This window comes from Propionispora sp. 2/2-37 (assembly GCF_001298735.1).
GTDB lineage: Bacteria > Bacillota > Negativicutes > Propionisporales > Propionisporaceae > Propionispora.
Genome location: NZ_CYSP01000003.1, coordinates 139,516 through 154,598, shown reverse-complemented (window position 1 = coordinate 154,598; position 15,083 = coordinate 139,516). Strand labels below are relative to the sequence as shown.

General features: G+C 43.0%; 13 protein-coding genes and 1 riboswitch. Of the genes, 10 read left to right on the top strand and 3 right to left on the bottom strand.

All coding sequences use genetic code 11. The features are described from left to right. Positions 1-93: 93 nt before the first annotated feature. Positions 94-354, bottom strand: coding sequence for a hypothetical protein (locus P22_RS04125; RefSeq protein ID WP_054258945.1), 261 nt, complete (start codon positions 352-354; stop codon positions 94-96). A 105-nt stretch (positions 355-459) separates the two neighbouring features. Continuing rightward, positions 460-521: riboswitch (Fluoride riboswitch) on the top strand. A gap of 83 nt (positions 522-604) precedes the next feature. On the opposite strand from P22_RS04125, the gene P22_RS04120 reads away from it, so the two are divergent. The 7 genes from P22_RS04120 to P22_RS04090 all read left to right on the top strand — a co-directional run bounded on the left by P22_RS04120 (position 605) and on the right by P22_RS04090 (position 9,924). Beyond that, positions 605-1,786, top strand: a complete 1,182-nt coding sequence (locus P22_RS04120; protein ID WP_054258944.1) for an SAM-dependent methyltransferase — start codon at positions 605-607, stop codon at positions 1,784-1,786. Between the two features lie 574 nt (positions 1,787-2,360). Next, positions 2,361-3,638, top strand: coding sequence for an ABC transporter substrate-binding protein (locus P22_RS04115; RefSeq protein ID WP_216598024.1), 1,278 nt, complete (start codon positions 2,361-2,363; stop codon positions 3,636-3,638). A 55-nt stretch (positions 3,639-3,693) separates the two neighbouring features. Further along, the gene (locus P22_RS04110; RefSeq protein WP_069972751.1) at positions 3,694-4,566 is read left to right on the top strand and encodes a carbohydrate ABC transporter permease; all 873 of its coding nucleotides are present in this window, start codon (positions 3,694-3,696) and stop codon (positions 4,564-4,566) included. Then, positions 4,566-5,444, top strand: coding sequence for a carbohydrate ABC transporter permease (locus tag P22_RS04105; protein ID WP_082378392.1), 879 nt, complete (start codon positions 4,566-4,568; stop codon positions 5,442-5,444). The genes P22_RS04110 and P22_RS04105 overlap by 1 nt, the downstream gene beginning before the upstream one ends. A gap of 47 nt (positions 5,445-5,491) precedes the next feature. After that, the gene (locus P22_RS04100; RefSeq protein WP_216598023.1) at positions 5,492-7,750 is read left to right on the top strand and encodes a glycoside hydrolase family 2 TIM barrel-domain containing protein; all 2,259 of its coding nucleotides are present in this window, start codon (positions 5,492-5,494) and stop codon (positions 7,748-7,750) included. 61 nt (positions 7,751-7,811) lie between these two features. Beyond that, positions 7,812-8,786, top strand: a complete 975-nt coding sequence (locus tag P22_RS04095) for a LacI family DNA-binding transcriptional regulator (RefSeq protein ID WP_054258942.1) — start codon at positions 7,812-7,814, stop codon at positions 8,784-8,786. A gap of 43 nt (positions 8,787-8,829) precedes the next feature. Further along, the gene (locus P22_RS04090) at positions 8,830-9,924 is read left to right on the top strand and encodes an ABC transporter ATP-binding protein (protein ID WP_054258941.1); all 1,095 of its coding nucleotides are present in this window, start codon (positions 8,830-8,832) and stop codon (positions 9,922-9,924) included. Positions 9,925-10,024: 100 nt separating this feature from the next. On the opposite strand, the gene P22_RS04085 is transcribed toward P22_RS04090, so the two are convergent. Together P22_RS04085 and P22_RS04080 are read right to left on the bottom strand one after the other, a co-directional pair. Next, positions 10,025-10,678, bottom strand: coding sequence for a flavodoxin family protein (locus tag P22_RS04085; RefSeq protein ID WP_054258940.1), 654 nt, complete (start codon positions 10,676-10,678; stop codon positions 10,025-10,027). 251 nt (positions 10,679-10,929) lie between these two features. Next, a complete protein-coding gene (locus P22_RS04080) occupies positions 10,930-11,688 on the bottom strand; it encodes a helix-turn-helix transcriptional regulator (RefSeq protein WP_054258939.1) in 759 nt (252 codons plus the stop codon). Positions 11,689-12,057: 369 nt separating this feature from the next. On the opposite strand from P22_RS04080, the gene P22_RS04075 reads away from it, so the two are divergent. From P22_RS04075 to P22_RS04065, 3 genes are read left to right on the top strand one after another with little or no spacing between them, the layout of a single operon-like run. Continuing rightward, positions 12,058-13,026, top strand: a complete 969-nt coding sequence (locus tag P22_RS04075; RefSeq protein WP_054258938.1) for an ABC transporter substrate-binding protein — start codon at positions 12,058-12,060, stop codon at positions 13,024-13,026. Positions 13,027-13,054: 28 nt separating this feature from the next. Further along, positions 13,055-14,062, top strand: coding sequence for a FecCD family ABC transporter permease (locus tag P22_RS04070; RefSeq protein ID WP_054259086.1), 1,008 nt, complete (start codon positions 13,055-13,057; stop codon positions 14,060-14,062). Beyond that, complete coding sequence (locus P22_RS04065; protein WP_054258937.1) at positions 14,055-15,077, top strand: FecCD family ABC transporter permease; 1,023 nt, start codon at positions 14,055-14,057, stop codon at positions 15,075-15,077. The genes P22_RS04070 and P22_RS04065 overlap by 8 nt, the downstream gene beginning before the upstream one ends. Positions 15,078-15,083 lie beyond the last annotated feature (6 nt).

The following is a 15,083-nucleotide window of genomic DNA, read 5'->3' as shown; positions in this document are numbered from 1 at the left end:
GTCGTATACCCTGACGGAATCAGGCAATGTGTTTGCTTTGTACAAATAAAGGAATGTAATATGGTTTCAGTTGTGGACATATGATATTGTAAATTAGGGCAGATGCATTGGCATTTGGGTTACCCAGCCGCCGATAAATTCGTCGTTGTACTTGAATACATACTTATAGGTGCTTTCATCAATCTGAACCATGAATACTTTCGTATCTTCGTATCTGTACCACTTTCCCCAATCCTGGTGATAGAAGGGAAAAGGATCATCGGTAGGTTCCCAACCCCAGGCCGTATACGCTGTAGCTGGAAGCCATAACAGCATCATAAAAACAAAAATTAATTTTACGGAATTTTTTCTCATTTATATTACCTCCACTTCTATTAATTTTTCCATAAAATGTAATTTATAAACCCGGTTATAAAACTAAATTTATTGACGATATTGATTTGTTATTTTATAATAAATCTGTATATCGGCGATGGGGTTCGCCATACATACCGTACATCGGTTATGACTCCTACCACATCGTGGTAGGAGTTTGTTTTTATGTTAGAGAAGCGTAAGAAAAGTTTATAGCTTCTCTAGCGCTAAAAAGTGGGAGGTGGAAAGGATGCTTAAAAAAGCAGCTTTAAAATTGTTGCTGCGCAATTGGAAACAGGGTGCTTTTACCGTAGTTTTTTGGGATGGGGAGGAAGAAAGCTACGGGAATGGCGAACCGACATTTAAAATTATCTTTAGACAGGAACCATCCTGGAAAATCAGCAGTAATGATATTGTATTGATTTTGGGTGAAGCTTATATGGATGGAATCGTTGATTTTGAGGGATCCATGGATGAGATGATACGTGCCGTTGCCCTCAATAATCATCACGAAGAAACTGGAAAAAGTAAATTGTTTGATGAAAAGAAGAATGAAGGTACTGATTCTATGACACAGCGGGAAAATATCCACCATCATTACGATTTAGGCAATGACTTTTTTGCCCTTTGGCTAGATAAGACCATGAGTTATTCCTGTGCTTATTTTAGATCACCGGACGATACTTTATATCAGGCACAAATACAAAAAATCGACCACATTCTTAAAAAAATCAATCTCAAACCGGGCGAGAGACTGTTGGATATTGGCTGCGGCTGGGGCTGGCTGATTATCCGCGCTGCTGAACAATATCAGGTAAAAGCAACGGGGATTACCCTGAGTGAGGAACAATATGAAGGGACAAAACAGAGAATTAAGGAACTGGGACTGGAAAACTTGGTAGATGTGCAATTTGTCAACTATCAGGATCTAGATGAAACCAAGCTGCAATTTGATAAGATTGTCAGTGTAGGCATGTTTGAGCATGTAGGCAAAAACAATTTGCCCCGTTATATGGATAAAGTGAATAAGTTGCTGGTTCCGGGAGGAATGTCGCTTTTGCATACGATTACCGGCATGTTTGAGGAAACGGCAAATGCCTGGATCGGCAAGTACATATTCCCGGGAGGATATGTGCCTTCACTTCGAGAAACAGTTTGGCTGTTGCCTGAATTTGATTTTCATTTACTGCATGCGGAAAGCCTTCGCCTGCATTATGCTAAAACCCTGGATTGCTGGTACAGCAATTTCCTAGGCCATGTGGATACCGTGCGGCAAAAATACGGTGAAAGGTTTGTAAGAATGTGGAGTTTATATCTGCGGGGCTGTGCCGCTGCTTTTCGGGCTTCGGGATTGGATATCGACCAGTTGCTGTTCACGAAGGGCTTAAATAATTCACTTCCCTTGACGTATGAGTATATCTATGAAAAATAATCCGGAGAGTTTTTTACATAATTGGTATAATCGGCAGGAAGGCATAAATAATCCGCTGGTAGACGGAAAAGTTTACCAGCGGATTATTTATGCTTATTTATTAATATATATTACAAATGGATTAAGTTAAATTAAGTAAAATGTGATAATTCCCATTTGTGTTTTAGTAAAGACACAAATGGGGTGATCGAAATGAAAAAATAGATTTAATAGGAAGATAGGGTTAGTTTATGGGGATTTTATATTAATAGTGCCTTTTATAAATGAATATAGCGTAAAAAAATAAAAATAGGTAAAAAATTTACTAAATTAATCAGGATAAAATAAGTAAAAATTTATTGACAGTTTGTTTGCTGTATTTTAAAATGTAGATGGAAAAATTAGGAAATTAAATACAATTAAGTGCGGCTGTTCTAAATATTTTCATGAGACAAGGGGGGTTCAAAGATTTAATTTGAAATGGTGGATGTACTGAAGGGCGTTATATGTTACCGCAGGAACAAGACCTATCGGACTGAAATAATGGATTCAGCATGGAGACACACAATTCAAAAATGGAATGGGGGAGAATAGATTGAATAGAAAAATCGTTGTTCTAATGATGGCATTCGTTTTGATGGCCTTTAGTTTGGCCGGCTGTGGCAGTCAACCGTCTTCGACCCAGGGCAAGGGTAATGGACAGACGGTAATAAAAGTAGCAGCCTGGAATGATGCGGCAGACGCATTAAAAGCTGAAATTGAAGGTTTTCAGAAGAAATACCCCGACATTAAGGTAGAAGTGCAATATGTAGATAATGACTATACAAAAATTATGCCCCGTCTGGCATCGGGCAGTGAAGTACCGGATATTATCCAAACACAAGCCCGTGATTTCCCTGCTTTTATGAAAAAGTTTCCGGGAAAGTTTGTGGATATTACGGATAAAGTATCGCCGTTAAAAGATAAATTTATAGCTTCTGCCTGGGATTCGGTCACCGTAGATGGCAGGGTTTATGCAATGCCCTGGGATTTAGGACCGATGGCGTTGTATTACCGGACGGATATGTTTAAAGAAGCAGGTATTGATCCGACTGCTATTGAAACCTGGGATGATTATATCCTGGCCGGACAAAGGCTCAAAGATCATTTTGACGGCCAGGTGGTCATGACCGGTTATGCTCCTGACTTTGATTTTTTTGAAATCTTTTTTAATCAATTAGGAGGAAATTACGCTACTCCGGACGGAAAAATTGCTTTGCAATCGGAACCGGCCAAACAATCTCTACTCCTTTGGAAGAAAATGGTTGACTCAAGGGTGGCTATCGATATTAAAGACTGGAACAATCGGATTACTGCTGTGAAAAACAATAAAATCGCTACTGTCCCCTACGCTGTATGGTATGCCGGAACGTTGATGAACAGTGTGGCGGATCAAAAGGGAAAATGGGGAATCATGCCGCTGCCTGCCTTTACCAGAGGCGGTAATCATCAAGCAAATTTAGGTGGCTCGGTGCTAACCATCTCCAAGACATCGCAACATGCCGCTGCTGCCTGGAAATTTATTGAATATTGTCTGGCAACGGATGAAGGTCAGACGGTTATGCTCAACTATGGTCTGTTCCCTTCTTATACACCCTTTTATGCCAATGATGCTTTTAAGGCTCATAACGAGTACTTTGGTTTACCCATGTATCAATTCTTTGCCAAGCAATCTGAAAATATTTTACCGCTGCATCGGGGCCCGATTATGCTGGATGCGGTAAAACCGCTTAAAGATCTAGGGGCTGCCGTCATTTCCGGGAAAAATGTGGATGAAGCTCTTGCTTCTGCTGCACAGGAAATATCGAAGAAAACCGGTTTGCCTGTACAATAACCGGACAATGGCTTTGCATAAGAATTCCAGTGTACTTGACGTTAGGAGGTGCCTTGTGCATCAGGCGACAGCAAAAAAAATTACACCTATCTTGTTCATTCTCCCTTTTTTTATCTTGTTTTTGTTTTTCATGCTATACCCCATCTTAGAATCGTTTTACCTGTCATTTACCGCTTCTGAAGGCAGCACAAGCGCCTGGATCGGCTTGGAAAACTATTGGCGGTTGTTTACAGATGAATTATATTGGAAGTCCATGTTCAATATTGTGGTCATTTTGTTAGTACAGGTACCGGTCATGTTATTTTTGGCATTTTTATTAGCTGTAGCCGTGAATAATGAAAATATAAAAGGGAGAAGTATTTTCCGTTTAGCTATTTTTATGCCCGTGTTAATCGATCTGGTTACTTATTCCATCGTCTTTTCCATTTTATTTAACGATCAATATGGTTTTTTTAATTATGTCCTTCAGTTGCTTTATTTACCGGGCATACACTGGACTCAGGATACTTTTTGGGCGAAAGTGACTATCATCATTGCCATTACCTGGCGCTGGACCGGCTATAATGCCATTATTCTGCTGGCAGGGCTGCAATCGATACCAAACAGCATTTATGAAGCGGCAGACATTGATGGCGCTACGGCATTTACAAAATTTTTTCGCATTACCATGCCTATGCTAAAACCCATATTCCTGTTTTGCGCCATCATGTCGGTTATTGGGACACTGCAGCTATTCACCGAACCGTTTCTGCTGACCAATGGCGGCCAGCCGGACAATTCCACCGAAACACCGGTGTTGTTTATTTATCAATACGCTTTTCAAAGTTTCCATTTTGGCTATGCATCGGCAGCCGCTTATGTGCTGACGGCAATTATTGCCATATTCAGCTATTTGCAAATCCGTATTTCTAAGGGAGGGGAACTATAATGCCAATACCGGGAGTGCATACGGCACGGGTGTCATTGACTGTTAAAAACAGGGCAGGATGCAGAAATAGCCACTGGTTTGTATATCTGTTGCTCATTGCGGGTTTGGTGGTATCCGTATATCCTTTTTATTGGATGTTTACAGCGGCAACCCTCGATGACTCTCAGATATTTCAATTGCCGCCACACTTTATGCCAGGCAGCAATTTGCTAAGTAATATCAGCGGGCTAGAGGAAAAGGGACCGGTTTGGCAAACCTTCGGCAACAGTTTGTTTGTAGCGGCTACCTTTACGTTGCTGACAGTATATATTTCAGCGCTGACCGGATATACCTTCGCAAAATTTCAATTTAAGTATAAAGAGGGCTTGTTCTTTTTAATATTGGTGACGATGATGCTGCCGCAGCAAGTCATTATGATTCCATTGTTTAAAATGATGACGGCCATTGGTTGGCAAAATGAGCTCAAAGCGGTGATTATTCCGGCTTTAGCCAATTCTTTTGGCGTTTTCTTTATGCGGCAAAACATGATGAATGTTCCCAATGAGCTGTTAGAAGCGGCCAGAATTGACGGTTGCCGGGAATTGAGTATCTTTCACCGGATTGTGCTGCCGACTGTATATCCTGCATTGGCGGCACTGGCCATTTTGAGCTTCATTCAGCAATGGGGCAATTTTATGTGGCCGCTGATTATTTTACAGGACCAGAGCCAGATGACTCTGCCGCTTTTTTTGTCCATGCTGGTGCAGCCCGGCCAGGTTATCCATTACGGGCAAATATTGGCAGGGGCTGCTATTGGTATACTGCCGGTTTTGTTTATATTTCTGTTTTTCCAGAAATATTTCGTTTCAGGCGTATATGGTGGTGCGGTAAAAGGGTAAATGACCCGGGCGTAAGATGACTATCATTTCAAAGGAGATGCATGCCGGTGAGAGAAATATTGAATTTCAATACCGATTGGCTGTTTACGGCGGAAGATGTAGAAAATGGTGAAAGGCAGGAACTGGACGAGCGGTTTTTTTGTAAAGTGCACCTGCCGCATACAACGATGGAACTGCCGCATCATTATTTTAGTGAAACGGCGTATCAGTTTATTTCCTGGTATCGGCGGCATTTTGTTCTGGAGCAAAGCTGGCGCGGCAAAAAATTGTGGGTGGATTTTGGCGCAGCGATGAGTGTGGCGACAGTTTATATTAATGGACATCGCTTAGGCGAAAATAAGGGCGGGTATGTGCCTTTTTCGTTTGAGCTCACTGATTATGTATCCTTTGACGGTGAGAATGTTCTGGCAGTCAGACTGGATTCGACAAGGAGAAACGACATTCCGCCGGAAGGTAATATTGTGGATTATTTGTTGTTTGGCGGTATTTACCGTGATGTGCGGTTGCGCATTGTTCATCCGGTTAATTTGGGAAGAACAGTCATTACCACCCCGCGGATAGCAGATGATTTTGCCACAGTGAGTGTGCTGACAGAAATATGCAACCACACGGAGGCTCCGGGTGACATTACTATCCAGGCGGAACTTTTTTTTGACGGACAAAGTGTTGCCGGTGCAACTAAAGAACTGGCCGCTGTCTTGTCCCAAAGCACAACCCAGGTTAGTTTTCCTGAGATAAAAGTGAATAACCCTAAGATTTGGGACTTGAATACTCCCCATTTATATAAAGCCGTACTTACTTTGGAGAATGCCGGGAAGCCGGTAGACCGGACTGAACAGATTTTTGGTATACGAAGTATAGCGTTTAACGAAACCGGTCAGTTTTGTCTTAACGGGAAACCGGTTAAGCTGCGCGGATTGAATCGCCACCAGATGTTTCCCTACGTGGGGCAGGCAATGGGACGGCGTATGCAGCGCAAAGATGCGGAGATACTGAAATATGATTTGGGGTTAAATTTTGTGCGTACTTCCCATTATCCGCAGGACCCTTCTTTTCTGGACCGCTGTGACGAACTAGGTCTTTTGGTACTGGAAGAACTGCCGGGCTGGCAGTTTATCGGCGATGCCTCCTGGAAAGAAATTGCTATGGAACATTTGACGAAGATGATCGAAAGAGATGTTAATCACCCCTCTATTTTCGTATGGGGTGTCCGTATTAACGAATCGCAGGATGATCATGACTTTTATGTAAAAACCAATTTCCTGGCCCACAAGCTGGACCCAACGCGACCCACCATTGGCACGCGTTTCTTGGATAAAAGCGAATTTTTAGAAGATGTCTACGGGTTTAATGATTTTAGAGACAATGTGGCCGGCAAGCTGTCGCTTCCCCGCTATCAGCCAAGCATAGTGACGGAATACATGGGGCATATGTTTCCCATAAGGCGGTTTGATAATGATACCAGGTTAATGCAGCATGCCGCAAATCATGCTTCCATACAGAATGTATCACATGGCTTGCCGGAATTGGCCGGTGCTTCCGGCTGGTGCGCTTTTGACTACAATACCCATTACAATTTTGGTTCGGGTGATCATATCTGTTATCATGGGGTAATGGATATTTTCCGTATCCCTAAATATGCGGCTTATTTTTATCAGAGTCAGCGGGAGGTCAGTGATGGCGTTGTCTTATTCATCGCCAGAAGAGTTGTGCCGTCCATTTACGAGGACGGGGGCGATACGATTACTGTTTACAGCAATTGCCAGAAGGTGGAATTATTTATTAATGGCGACTTGGTCGGCAGGCAAAACCCTGACCGTGTGCAATATCCAAACCTGCCGCATCCGCCGTTTACTTTTCATAAGGGCAATCAATGGCCGAATGGATATGGACCCTATAACCGGGATTTTTCAATCCGTGCAGTGGGGTATATCCATAGTGAGAAAGTTGCCGAACAGGTTTTGTTTTTGGAGGGAGAACCTGATTGCCTGCAGGTAACGGTTGATCATGACGAACTGATCGCAGATGGGGCAGATATGACCCGGGTACTAATTCAGGCGGTGGATAAGAATAAACAAACATTATCGCTGGCCAACGGAATCGTGAGTTTAACGGTACAGGGCGAAGGGCAGCTGGTGGGAGAAAATCCGCTGGTTTTGGAAGCCGGGCAGCTGGCCGTATACGTCAAAGCAACGAGGGTGCCTGGAGAGATTGCTATACAGGCATATAGTAAAACCTTTGGTTCCGGTATGGTCAAACTTAAAAGTACGGAGTTAAAGGAAAAAACTGTTCCATGTTCCAGGTGACGGACGTACGGTGTATGCCGCCGTTCAGCTAGTTATAACAACTGTAGAGAGGTTAGAGGATATGGCTACAATTCGGGATATAGCAGAAAAAGCGGGGGTATCCACTGCGACTGTTTCCAGAGTGCTGAACTATGATCCGACTATGTCGGTCAGTAATGAAACCAGGAAACGGATTTTTGAGATAGCGGAAGAACTGTCCTATGAAAAGCGCACGGCACGCCGGGGAGAGAATGGCAGGATTGCGCTGATTAGCTGGCGTACGCAGGAAGAAGAACTGAATGACTTATATTATATGTCTATCCGTTTGGGCATTGAACGGCGCTGCGAGCAACTAAACCTGGGATTGGTCAAGATCTTTAAAAATAGCATTGATGATCTTTGCAGGGATAATTTTCAGGGGATGATTTTGCTGGGCGCGTATAGTCAGGCAGAAATTGCAAGTTTTAAGGATATTACGCCGCACATTGTCTTTGTAGACTGCCTGTTAACAGACGAAGAGGCTTTTGATTATGTTGTAATCGACCACCAACTGGCTACCAAAAGAGTCATTGACTATTTTATTGATAAAGGTCATAAGGACATAGGCTATATTGGCGGTAATTCTGCTTCAGCGTATGACAGCCGGAGATCAACTTTCAAAGTGTATTTGGCGGAGAAGGGGATGCTGCGGGAAGATTATGTGTATAGCGGCAGGTTTAACGTTACCGATGGCTATGAGTTAATGAAAAAGGCCATAGCCGATCATGGCGATCATCTGCCAACGGCATTTTTTGTCGGCAATGATTCCATGGCGATCGGTTGCTTACGTGCTTTGCACGAAAATAAAATTGATGTTCCGGAGAGGGTAAACATTATCGGGCTTAATGATATCAGCATTTCACAGTTTGTGTCTCCGCCGCTCAGTACCGTTAAGGTGCATACGGAATTGATGGGTGAAACCGCAGTAGATCTATTAATGGAAAGTTTAAACGGCAGGACAGTTGCTAAAAAAGTCGTTGTTGCAACCGAACTCAAAATTAGACAAAGCAGTTTTTAGCTATAACCGTGCCGGCGGAACGAGTTGTAGGGGGGGGATTGTTTTGGCCAAAGTAGTGTTGGAAGAGGTATGTAAACAATACGGACCGGTTGATGTGGTGAAAAACTTCAGCCTCGAAATCAATGATAAAGAACTGGTGGTTTTTGTTGGCCCTTCGGGATGTGGGAAATCGACAACTCTACGAATGGTAGCCGGCTTGGAAGAGATCAGTTCAGGTGAAATCTATATTGCGGATCAAAGAGTAAATGATGTTGCACCCAAAGACCGGGACATAGCCATGGTTTTCCAAAACTATGCATTATATCCGCATATGAACGTATATGACAATATGGCCTTTAGCCTAAAATTAAAAAAGATGAAGAAAACAGAGATTGATCAAAAGGTACGGGAAGCGGCTAAAACTTTGCAAATTGAACATTTGCTTGACCGTAAGCCCAAAGCCTTGTCTGGCGGTCAGCGTCAGCGCGTGGCGATGGGGCGGGCGATTGTGCGGGAACCGGCAGTATTTTTGATGGACGAACCGTTATCGAATCTGGACGCAAAATTGCGCGGAACCATGCGGACGGAGATCATCCGTCTGCATCAACGGCTTCAGGCAACTACCATTTATGTGACGCATGATCAGACGGAGGCAATGACAATGGGAGACCGGATTGTAGTTATGAAGGAGGGCGTCATTCAGCAAGTGGGTACTCCGATGGATGTATACCGTAACCCGCAGAATTTATTTGTGGCTGGCTTTATTGGCAATCCGTCAATGAATTTTGTCAAAGCAACCGTAAAAGCCGACAGTGAAAAAATGTACTTGCTGGGAGATAGTTTTCAAATCGAGGTACCTGGCGGTAAAGTGGGAAGGTTGGAAAAATACTGCAATAAAGAAGTTGTTTTCGGCATTAGGCCGGAAGATATGCATGACGAGGCAATTGTGTTTGAAACTTTTAATGTCATGCTGCATACTAAAGTAGAGGTTGTAGAATTATTGGGGTCAGAAATCATTTTGCATTTAAAACTTGGCAGTCAATTATTGGTTGGGCGTGTACCGTCACGTAATACCTACAAAGTTGGGGATCAACTAACCATGGCTTTGAACATGAATCATATGCATGTTTTTGATCCTGAAACCGAACAGGCTATTTAACTATATATAGGCTGGACGGCCCGCAGGAATATTCAGCGTTCTGTAGGATGCTGAATATTCCTGCGGCTTTCCTTTTTTTCTTCCTTATACCCCTAGCCGGTTATACCGCTGAGCTGGATGCAAATCTTTTTCCCATTGCAAAAGCTTTTCTACAATCCACTGGAAAAATTTCTTTTCTCCTTTTGGCTTTATCCGCTTCGTTAAATGCCGTTGTAACATATTTGGAATAATCGGCAAACTGGTAAGTATCGTTTACATACAGGGGTTCAGAGCTGCCGAAAATTCTCGCCAGGGCCATTTCTGTCCCGTCTAAATTTTGCATATAGCCCATGGCTTTCATTCTGTCTTCGCTGACATTCATAGTGTAAATAAAGCCGACGGGTATCTTTCTTTTGAAAAGTGATGAGTGATTCGCATCATATACCAGATACTGAAAGACCAGGCGTTCAATAAAGGATCTCATTTCCCCGGTAACATTACCAAGATAGATAGGAGAGCCAAGGATAATCGCATCAGCATTTTCAGCCTTTTCCAGTAAAGGAGTCAGTCCGTCTTTAAGCGCACATTTGCCATAACTTTTCCCGGCTTTTAACTTACAGCCAAAACAGCTGATACAGCCTTTGAAAGTAAGATCATAAAGATGGATCAATTCGGTCCCGGCACCTTCTGAGGCTGCGCCTTCCAGCGCTTTATTCAGCAAAATTGCAGTATTCCAATTTTTCCTCGGACTTCCGTTGACAGCTAATACATGCATAACCATACCTCCAGAATATTCTTTTATCTGATCTGATTGCATTATATAATAAATCTGCCAAAAGAAAAGTATGCACTTTTATAATAGATACTATGTAAAAAGATAGTAATGGATAGTTATGCTAAACTTATAAGAAAATTTATATTAATTTAATTCACTAAAAATTTATTCTAAGCGAAGATAAGAAAAAGAGACTGCCTAAAAGCCAACGACTTTTTTAGGCGGCCTCTTTTCGTTGTATTTAACTAATACTACGATGATTTTCGATGGTTGCGAAACTCTAAGGGCGTGTGTTTCATGAATTTTTTAAACACCATATTATAATAGTTTTGATTATTGAACCCGACGGACAGGGCGATATCCAGAACCGACATGTTTTGTTTCAGTAACAAATCCTTGCTTTTTTCGATCCGTATTTCATTTAAATATTGAGAAAATGTTTTTCCTGTTTCTTTTTTGAACAAGCTGCAAAGATAACTCTTGCTGATTTTCAGTTGTGCTGCAACACCCGATAAGGTGACGGGCTCGTGATAACGGGCGTCAAGGATATCAATGGCTTTTTTGACATTAGGGTTGGCGGCCGAGTTCAAAAACAGTTTTACCTTTTGTTTAAAAAAAATACTGTCTGCTGCAATATTGCTAAGTAAAGTAAGTAAATGAGGGATGCAATTGATCGGTTTATAGCAAATACCGGTTAGATTGGCATCTTTTTTTGTCGTATATGGTCCAAGAATGTGAAAACCGCGATAAACATTTTTGACACAAATCGAGCGAGCGGTAAAATAAATGCAACCGGGACAAGCAATGGTAGTCCGACTGCTGGCAGTATCATTTTTTATGGAATTACGGACTTGCTCAAAAATGTTATTATGCTCAAAAAGTTCAGTTAATTTTGCATTGTAGCCGGCGGCGTGGATGAGATTCCCGCTAAAATCAAATGACTGTAAAGGAAGACAGGTGCAGGCGTAAAACTTGTCACCTAATTGCCGGATATGTTCGTAAATAGTCATGTATACACCTCCCTAAAAACAATTGGCAAAAATAGCAAATAGATGTATAATTGATTTTGATAATTATTATCGTTTTTCGGTTTATTATAGAATTTTTTTCTTTAACTGTCAACCTTATAATTGTAGGGATTCCTGGAGTGCATTTTGTTTTTTGGCATGCCGGATTAGAGAAATATAGTTAAATAACATTCTAAAAACCGTAATATTCTTCTAAAAATTTTCGCGAAAGCATGGTATCTTTAGTTTGCGTGCATCATTGCTTAAATATCGTAATCTAGAATCGGTATGCTAAACATGGTGAAGGCCAGAACGAGTATATTGCGAATGGAAAGCGAAGAATGATTAGTTTAGTAAGGAGCAATCAATATTATGGCAAAACGAATATGGCTCTGGGGAGTGGTGGTGTTACTGGGCGCCGCTCTTGTATCGGGCATTTATATTAATAAAAAGGGAGCGCAGACGGAAAACCCCGCTACAGCCGGAAACGTGGATAGTGGTAAACGGAGTATTGCCTATCTTGGCAAAGCGTATGCTGTTCCGGTTAAAGTCGAAAGAATCGTGGTTACCGGGGCGTTGGAAGCATTAGAGGACTTATTGGTGTTAGGGGTCAAACCGGTGGGCGTTATGACGATTGGCGGGAGTTTTCCAGCTATGTTTGCAGACATTACGCAGCAGGCCAAACCGGTTGGTGAACGGGTACAGCCAAATTTTGAAGCTATTTTGCAGATAAAACCCGATATTATTCTCAGCAGTGATAAGTTTGTGGCGACAACAGCCGACAAATTGCAAAAGATTGCTCCCACTATTCCGCTGTCCCATTTTTCTAATGATGGAGAGGCTAGCCTGCGCTTCATAGGAGAATTGACCGGTCAACAGGGGAAAGCCGAAGCTGTGATACAAAAATACAGGCAGGATGCCGCTGTAGCTAAGAACCGCCTTCCGGAAACGGTGAAAGAGAAAAAGGTCATTGCGGTACGGCTGCGCAGCGGGAATATCTGCATCTATCCGGCCGATTTGTTTTTTAATGACATTCTGTATTCGAAACTAGATTTGCCTGTGCCGGAAGAAATTAAGAAAGCAAAACCTCAGGAAATACTTTCGCTGGAAAAACTTAGTGAGATGGATCCTGATTATATTTTCGTGCAATATGCTGAAAGTGAAAGCCCGGCGCATCCCCGGGTTATGGAGAGCTTACGGCAAAATCCCATTTGGCAAAATGTCAAAGCGGTAAAAAACAACCATGTATTTGTCAACGTGGTTGATCCGCTGATACAGGGAGTGGCGATAGGCGGTAAAATTGCGTTTTTACATGCTGCGGTTGAAAGATTATCTCAATAACATTAACATTGTAAAGCGGGTGGACTCCATGCCTAAGGAAAACTATTTTTCTCATATTCTTTTATTGACTGCGCCGCTGCTGCTTGCTGGCATGGTGGTTGTATCCTTGTTGTTCGGTGTAAAGCATATCGATCTCACGGCCATCCAGGGGGCATTGCTGAATTTTAATCCTGATAACACAGATCAACAGATTATCATGAGTTCAAGACTACCCCGGGCGGTGGGAACGTTATGTATCGGCGCTGCGCTGGCCATAGCGGGAACTCTGATGCAGGGAATTACCCGTAATGATTTAGCCGATCCCGGCATTATGGGGATTAGCGACGGATCCATACTAGCAGTTACCCTCAGTATGATTCTATTACCCGATGCAGCCGGCTGGGAGCAAATGCTGTTTTCTTTTGCCGGTTCGGCTTTGGGAGCAGGCATTGTTTTTGGAATTGGTTCGCTGGTGCCCCGGGGGCTGTCACCGGTGAGGTTGGCGATACTGGGTACCATTATTGGTACTTTCTTAAGCAGTTTAGCTTTAGCCTTGGCTGTTTATTTTCAGATTTCTCAAGATATCGGCTTTTGGTATCATGCCCGGCTGCATCAAATGCAACCGGACACGCTGCAATGGGCGTTGCCGTTTTTTATCATAGGAATTTTTGTTGCTCTATGGGTTGCCCGGTCAGTGACGGTAGCATCTCTAGGCGAAGAAGTGGCAATTAGTCTGGGTCAGCGAATCATCGTGGTAAAATTGGCAGCAGCTATTGCCGTCATGTTGTTAACGGGAAGTGCCGTAGCTTTAGCCGGTAAAATTGCTTTTGTGGGACTCATTATCCCGCATATTACTCGTTTTTTGACAGGGGCTGATTATAAATGGATAGTACCCTGCTCCGGAGTATTAGGAGCTGTGTTTTTAATTTTTGCCGATGTAGCAAGCCGTTTTTTCAATCAGCCCTTTGAGACTCCGGTCGATGTGATCAGTTCCCTGGTAGGTGTACCGTTTTTCCTGTATTTAGCGAGAAAAAGAGGAGGACATAAATATGTCTGATTCTTCAAGACGTTTTGCCGGCAGTATGCTTGCCGGTGGCGGGGTACTGGCATTGCTGGCTTTTTGGAGCTTAAGCTACGGCATGATCGAACTTTCTTTTACTAACGTGATTGAAATCTTATTGGGAATACAGGAAACCAGTGAATATGATCTGTTAATTTATGATTTCCGGCTGCCACGGTTAATTATTGCGGCTTTGGCTGGAGCGGGACTGGCAATTGCCGGATGCCTGTTTCAGGGGGTTTCCCGCAATGGACTGGCTGATCCGGGCTTATTGGGTGTTAATTCCGGAGCCGGTTTGGCTATTGTTATATTTATGTTTTTTTACCAGGGAACGTTTACCGGAACCGACTGGTCAGCGGTCATGGTCATGCCGTTTTTCGGATTGTTGGGAGGATTAGGGTCTTCTGCTGCGATTTATCTTTTTTCTTGGAAAAATAACCGATTAGATCCACAACGCTTTTTAATTACTGGAATTGCTATGGCCTCCGGTTTTACCGCACTTACTCTTTTCTTTACCCTGAAAATGAATCCTGCAGACTTTCAGGCAGCGATGGTGTGGAGCCTGGGGAGTCTGCAACAGGCCAATTGGCAATATATCGCTTCCGTTTTACCCTGGTTTTTATTGATCCTTCCGGTTGCCTTTCAAAAGTCGAGAATCCTGGATTTATTTCAACTGGAAGAAAGCACTGTGAAAAGCCTGGGAATCTCTGTCGGCAAGGAGCAAGCCATTCTGTTGTTAAGTGCCAGCGCTTTGGTCAGTGCCTGTGTTGCGGTAAGCGGGAGTATTGGGTTTATCGGGCTGATCATTCCGCATATAGCCAAGCGTCTGGTGGGAGTCCATCACGAGTATGTGCTGCCGTTTGCCGGGCTGTTGGGGATGATTTTTTTGGTAGCGGCTGATTTTATTGCGAAAAATGTTTTTGCACCGGCAGAGCTTGCCGTAGGAATCGTTATATCCCTGCTGGGGGTGCCCTATTTTATTTACTTGTTGGCTAACAGCAGGACAGATTGAGGTGTT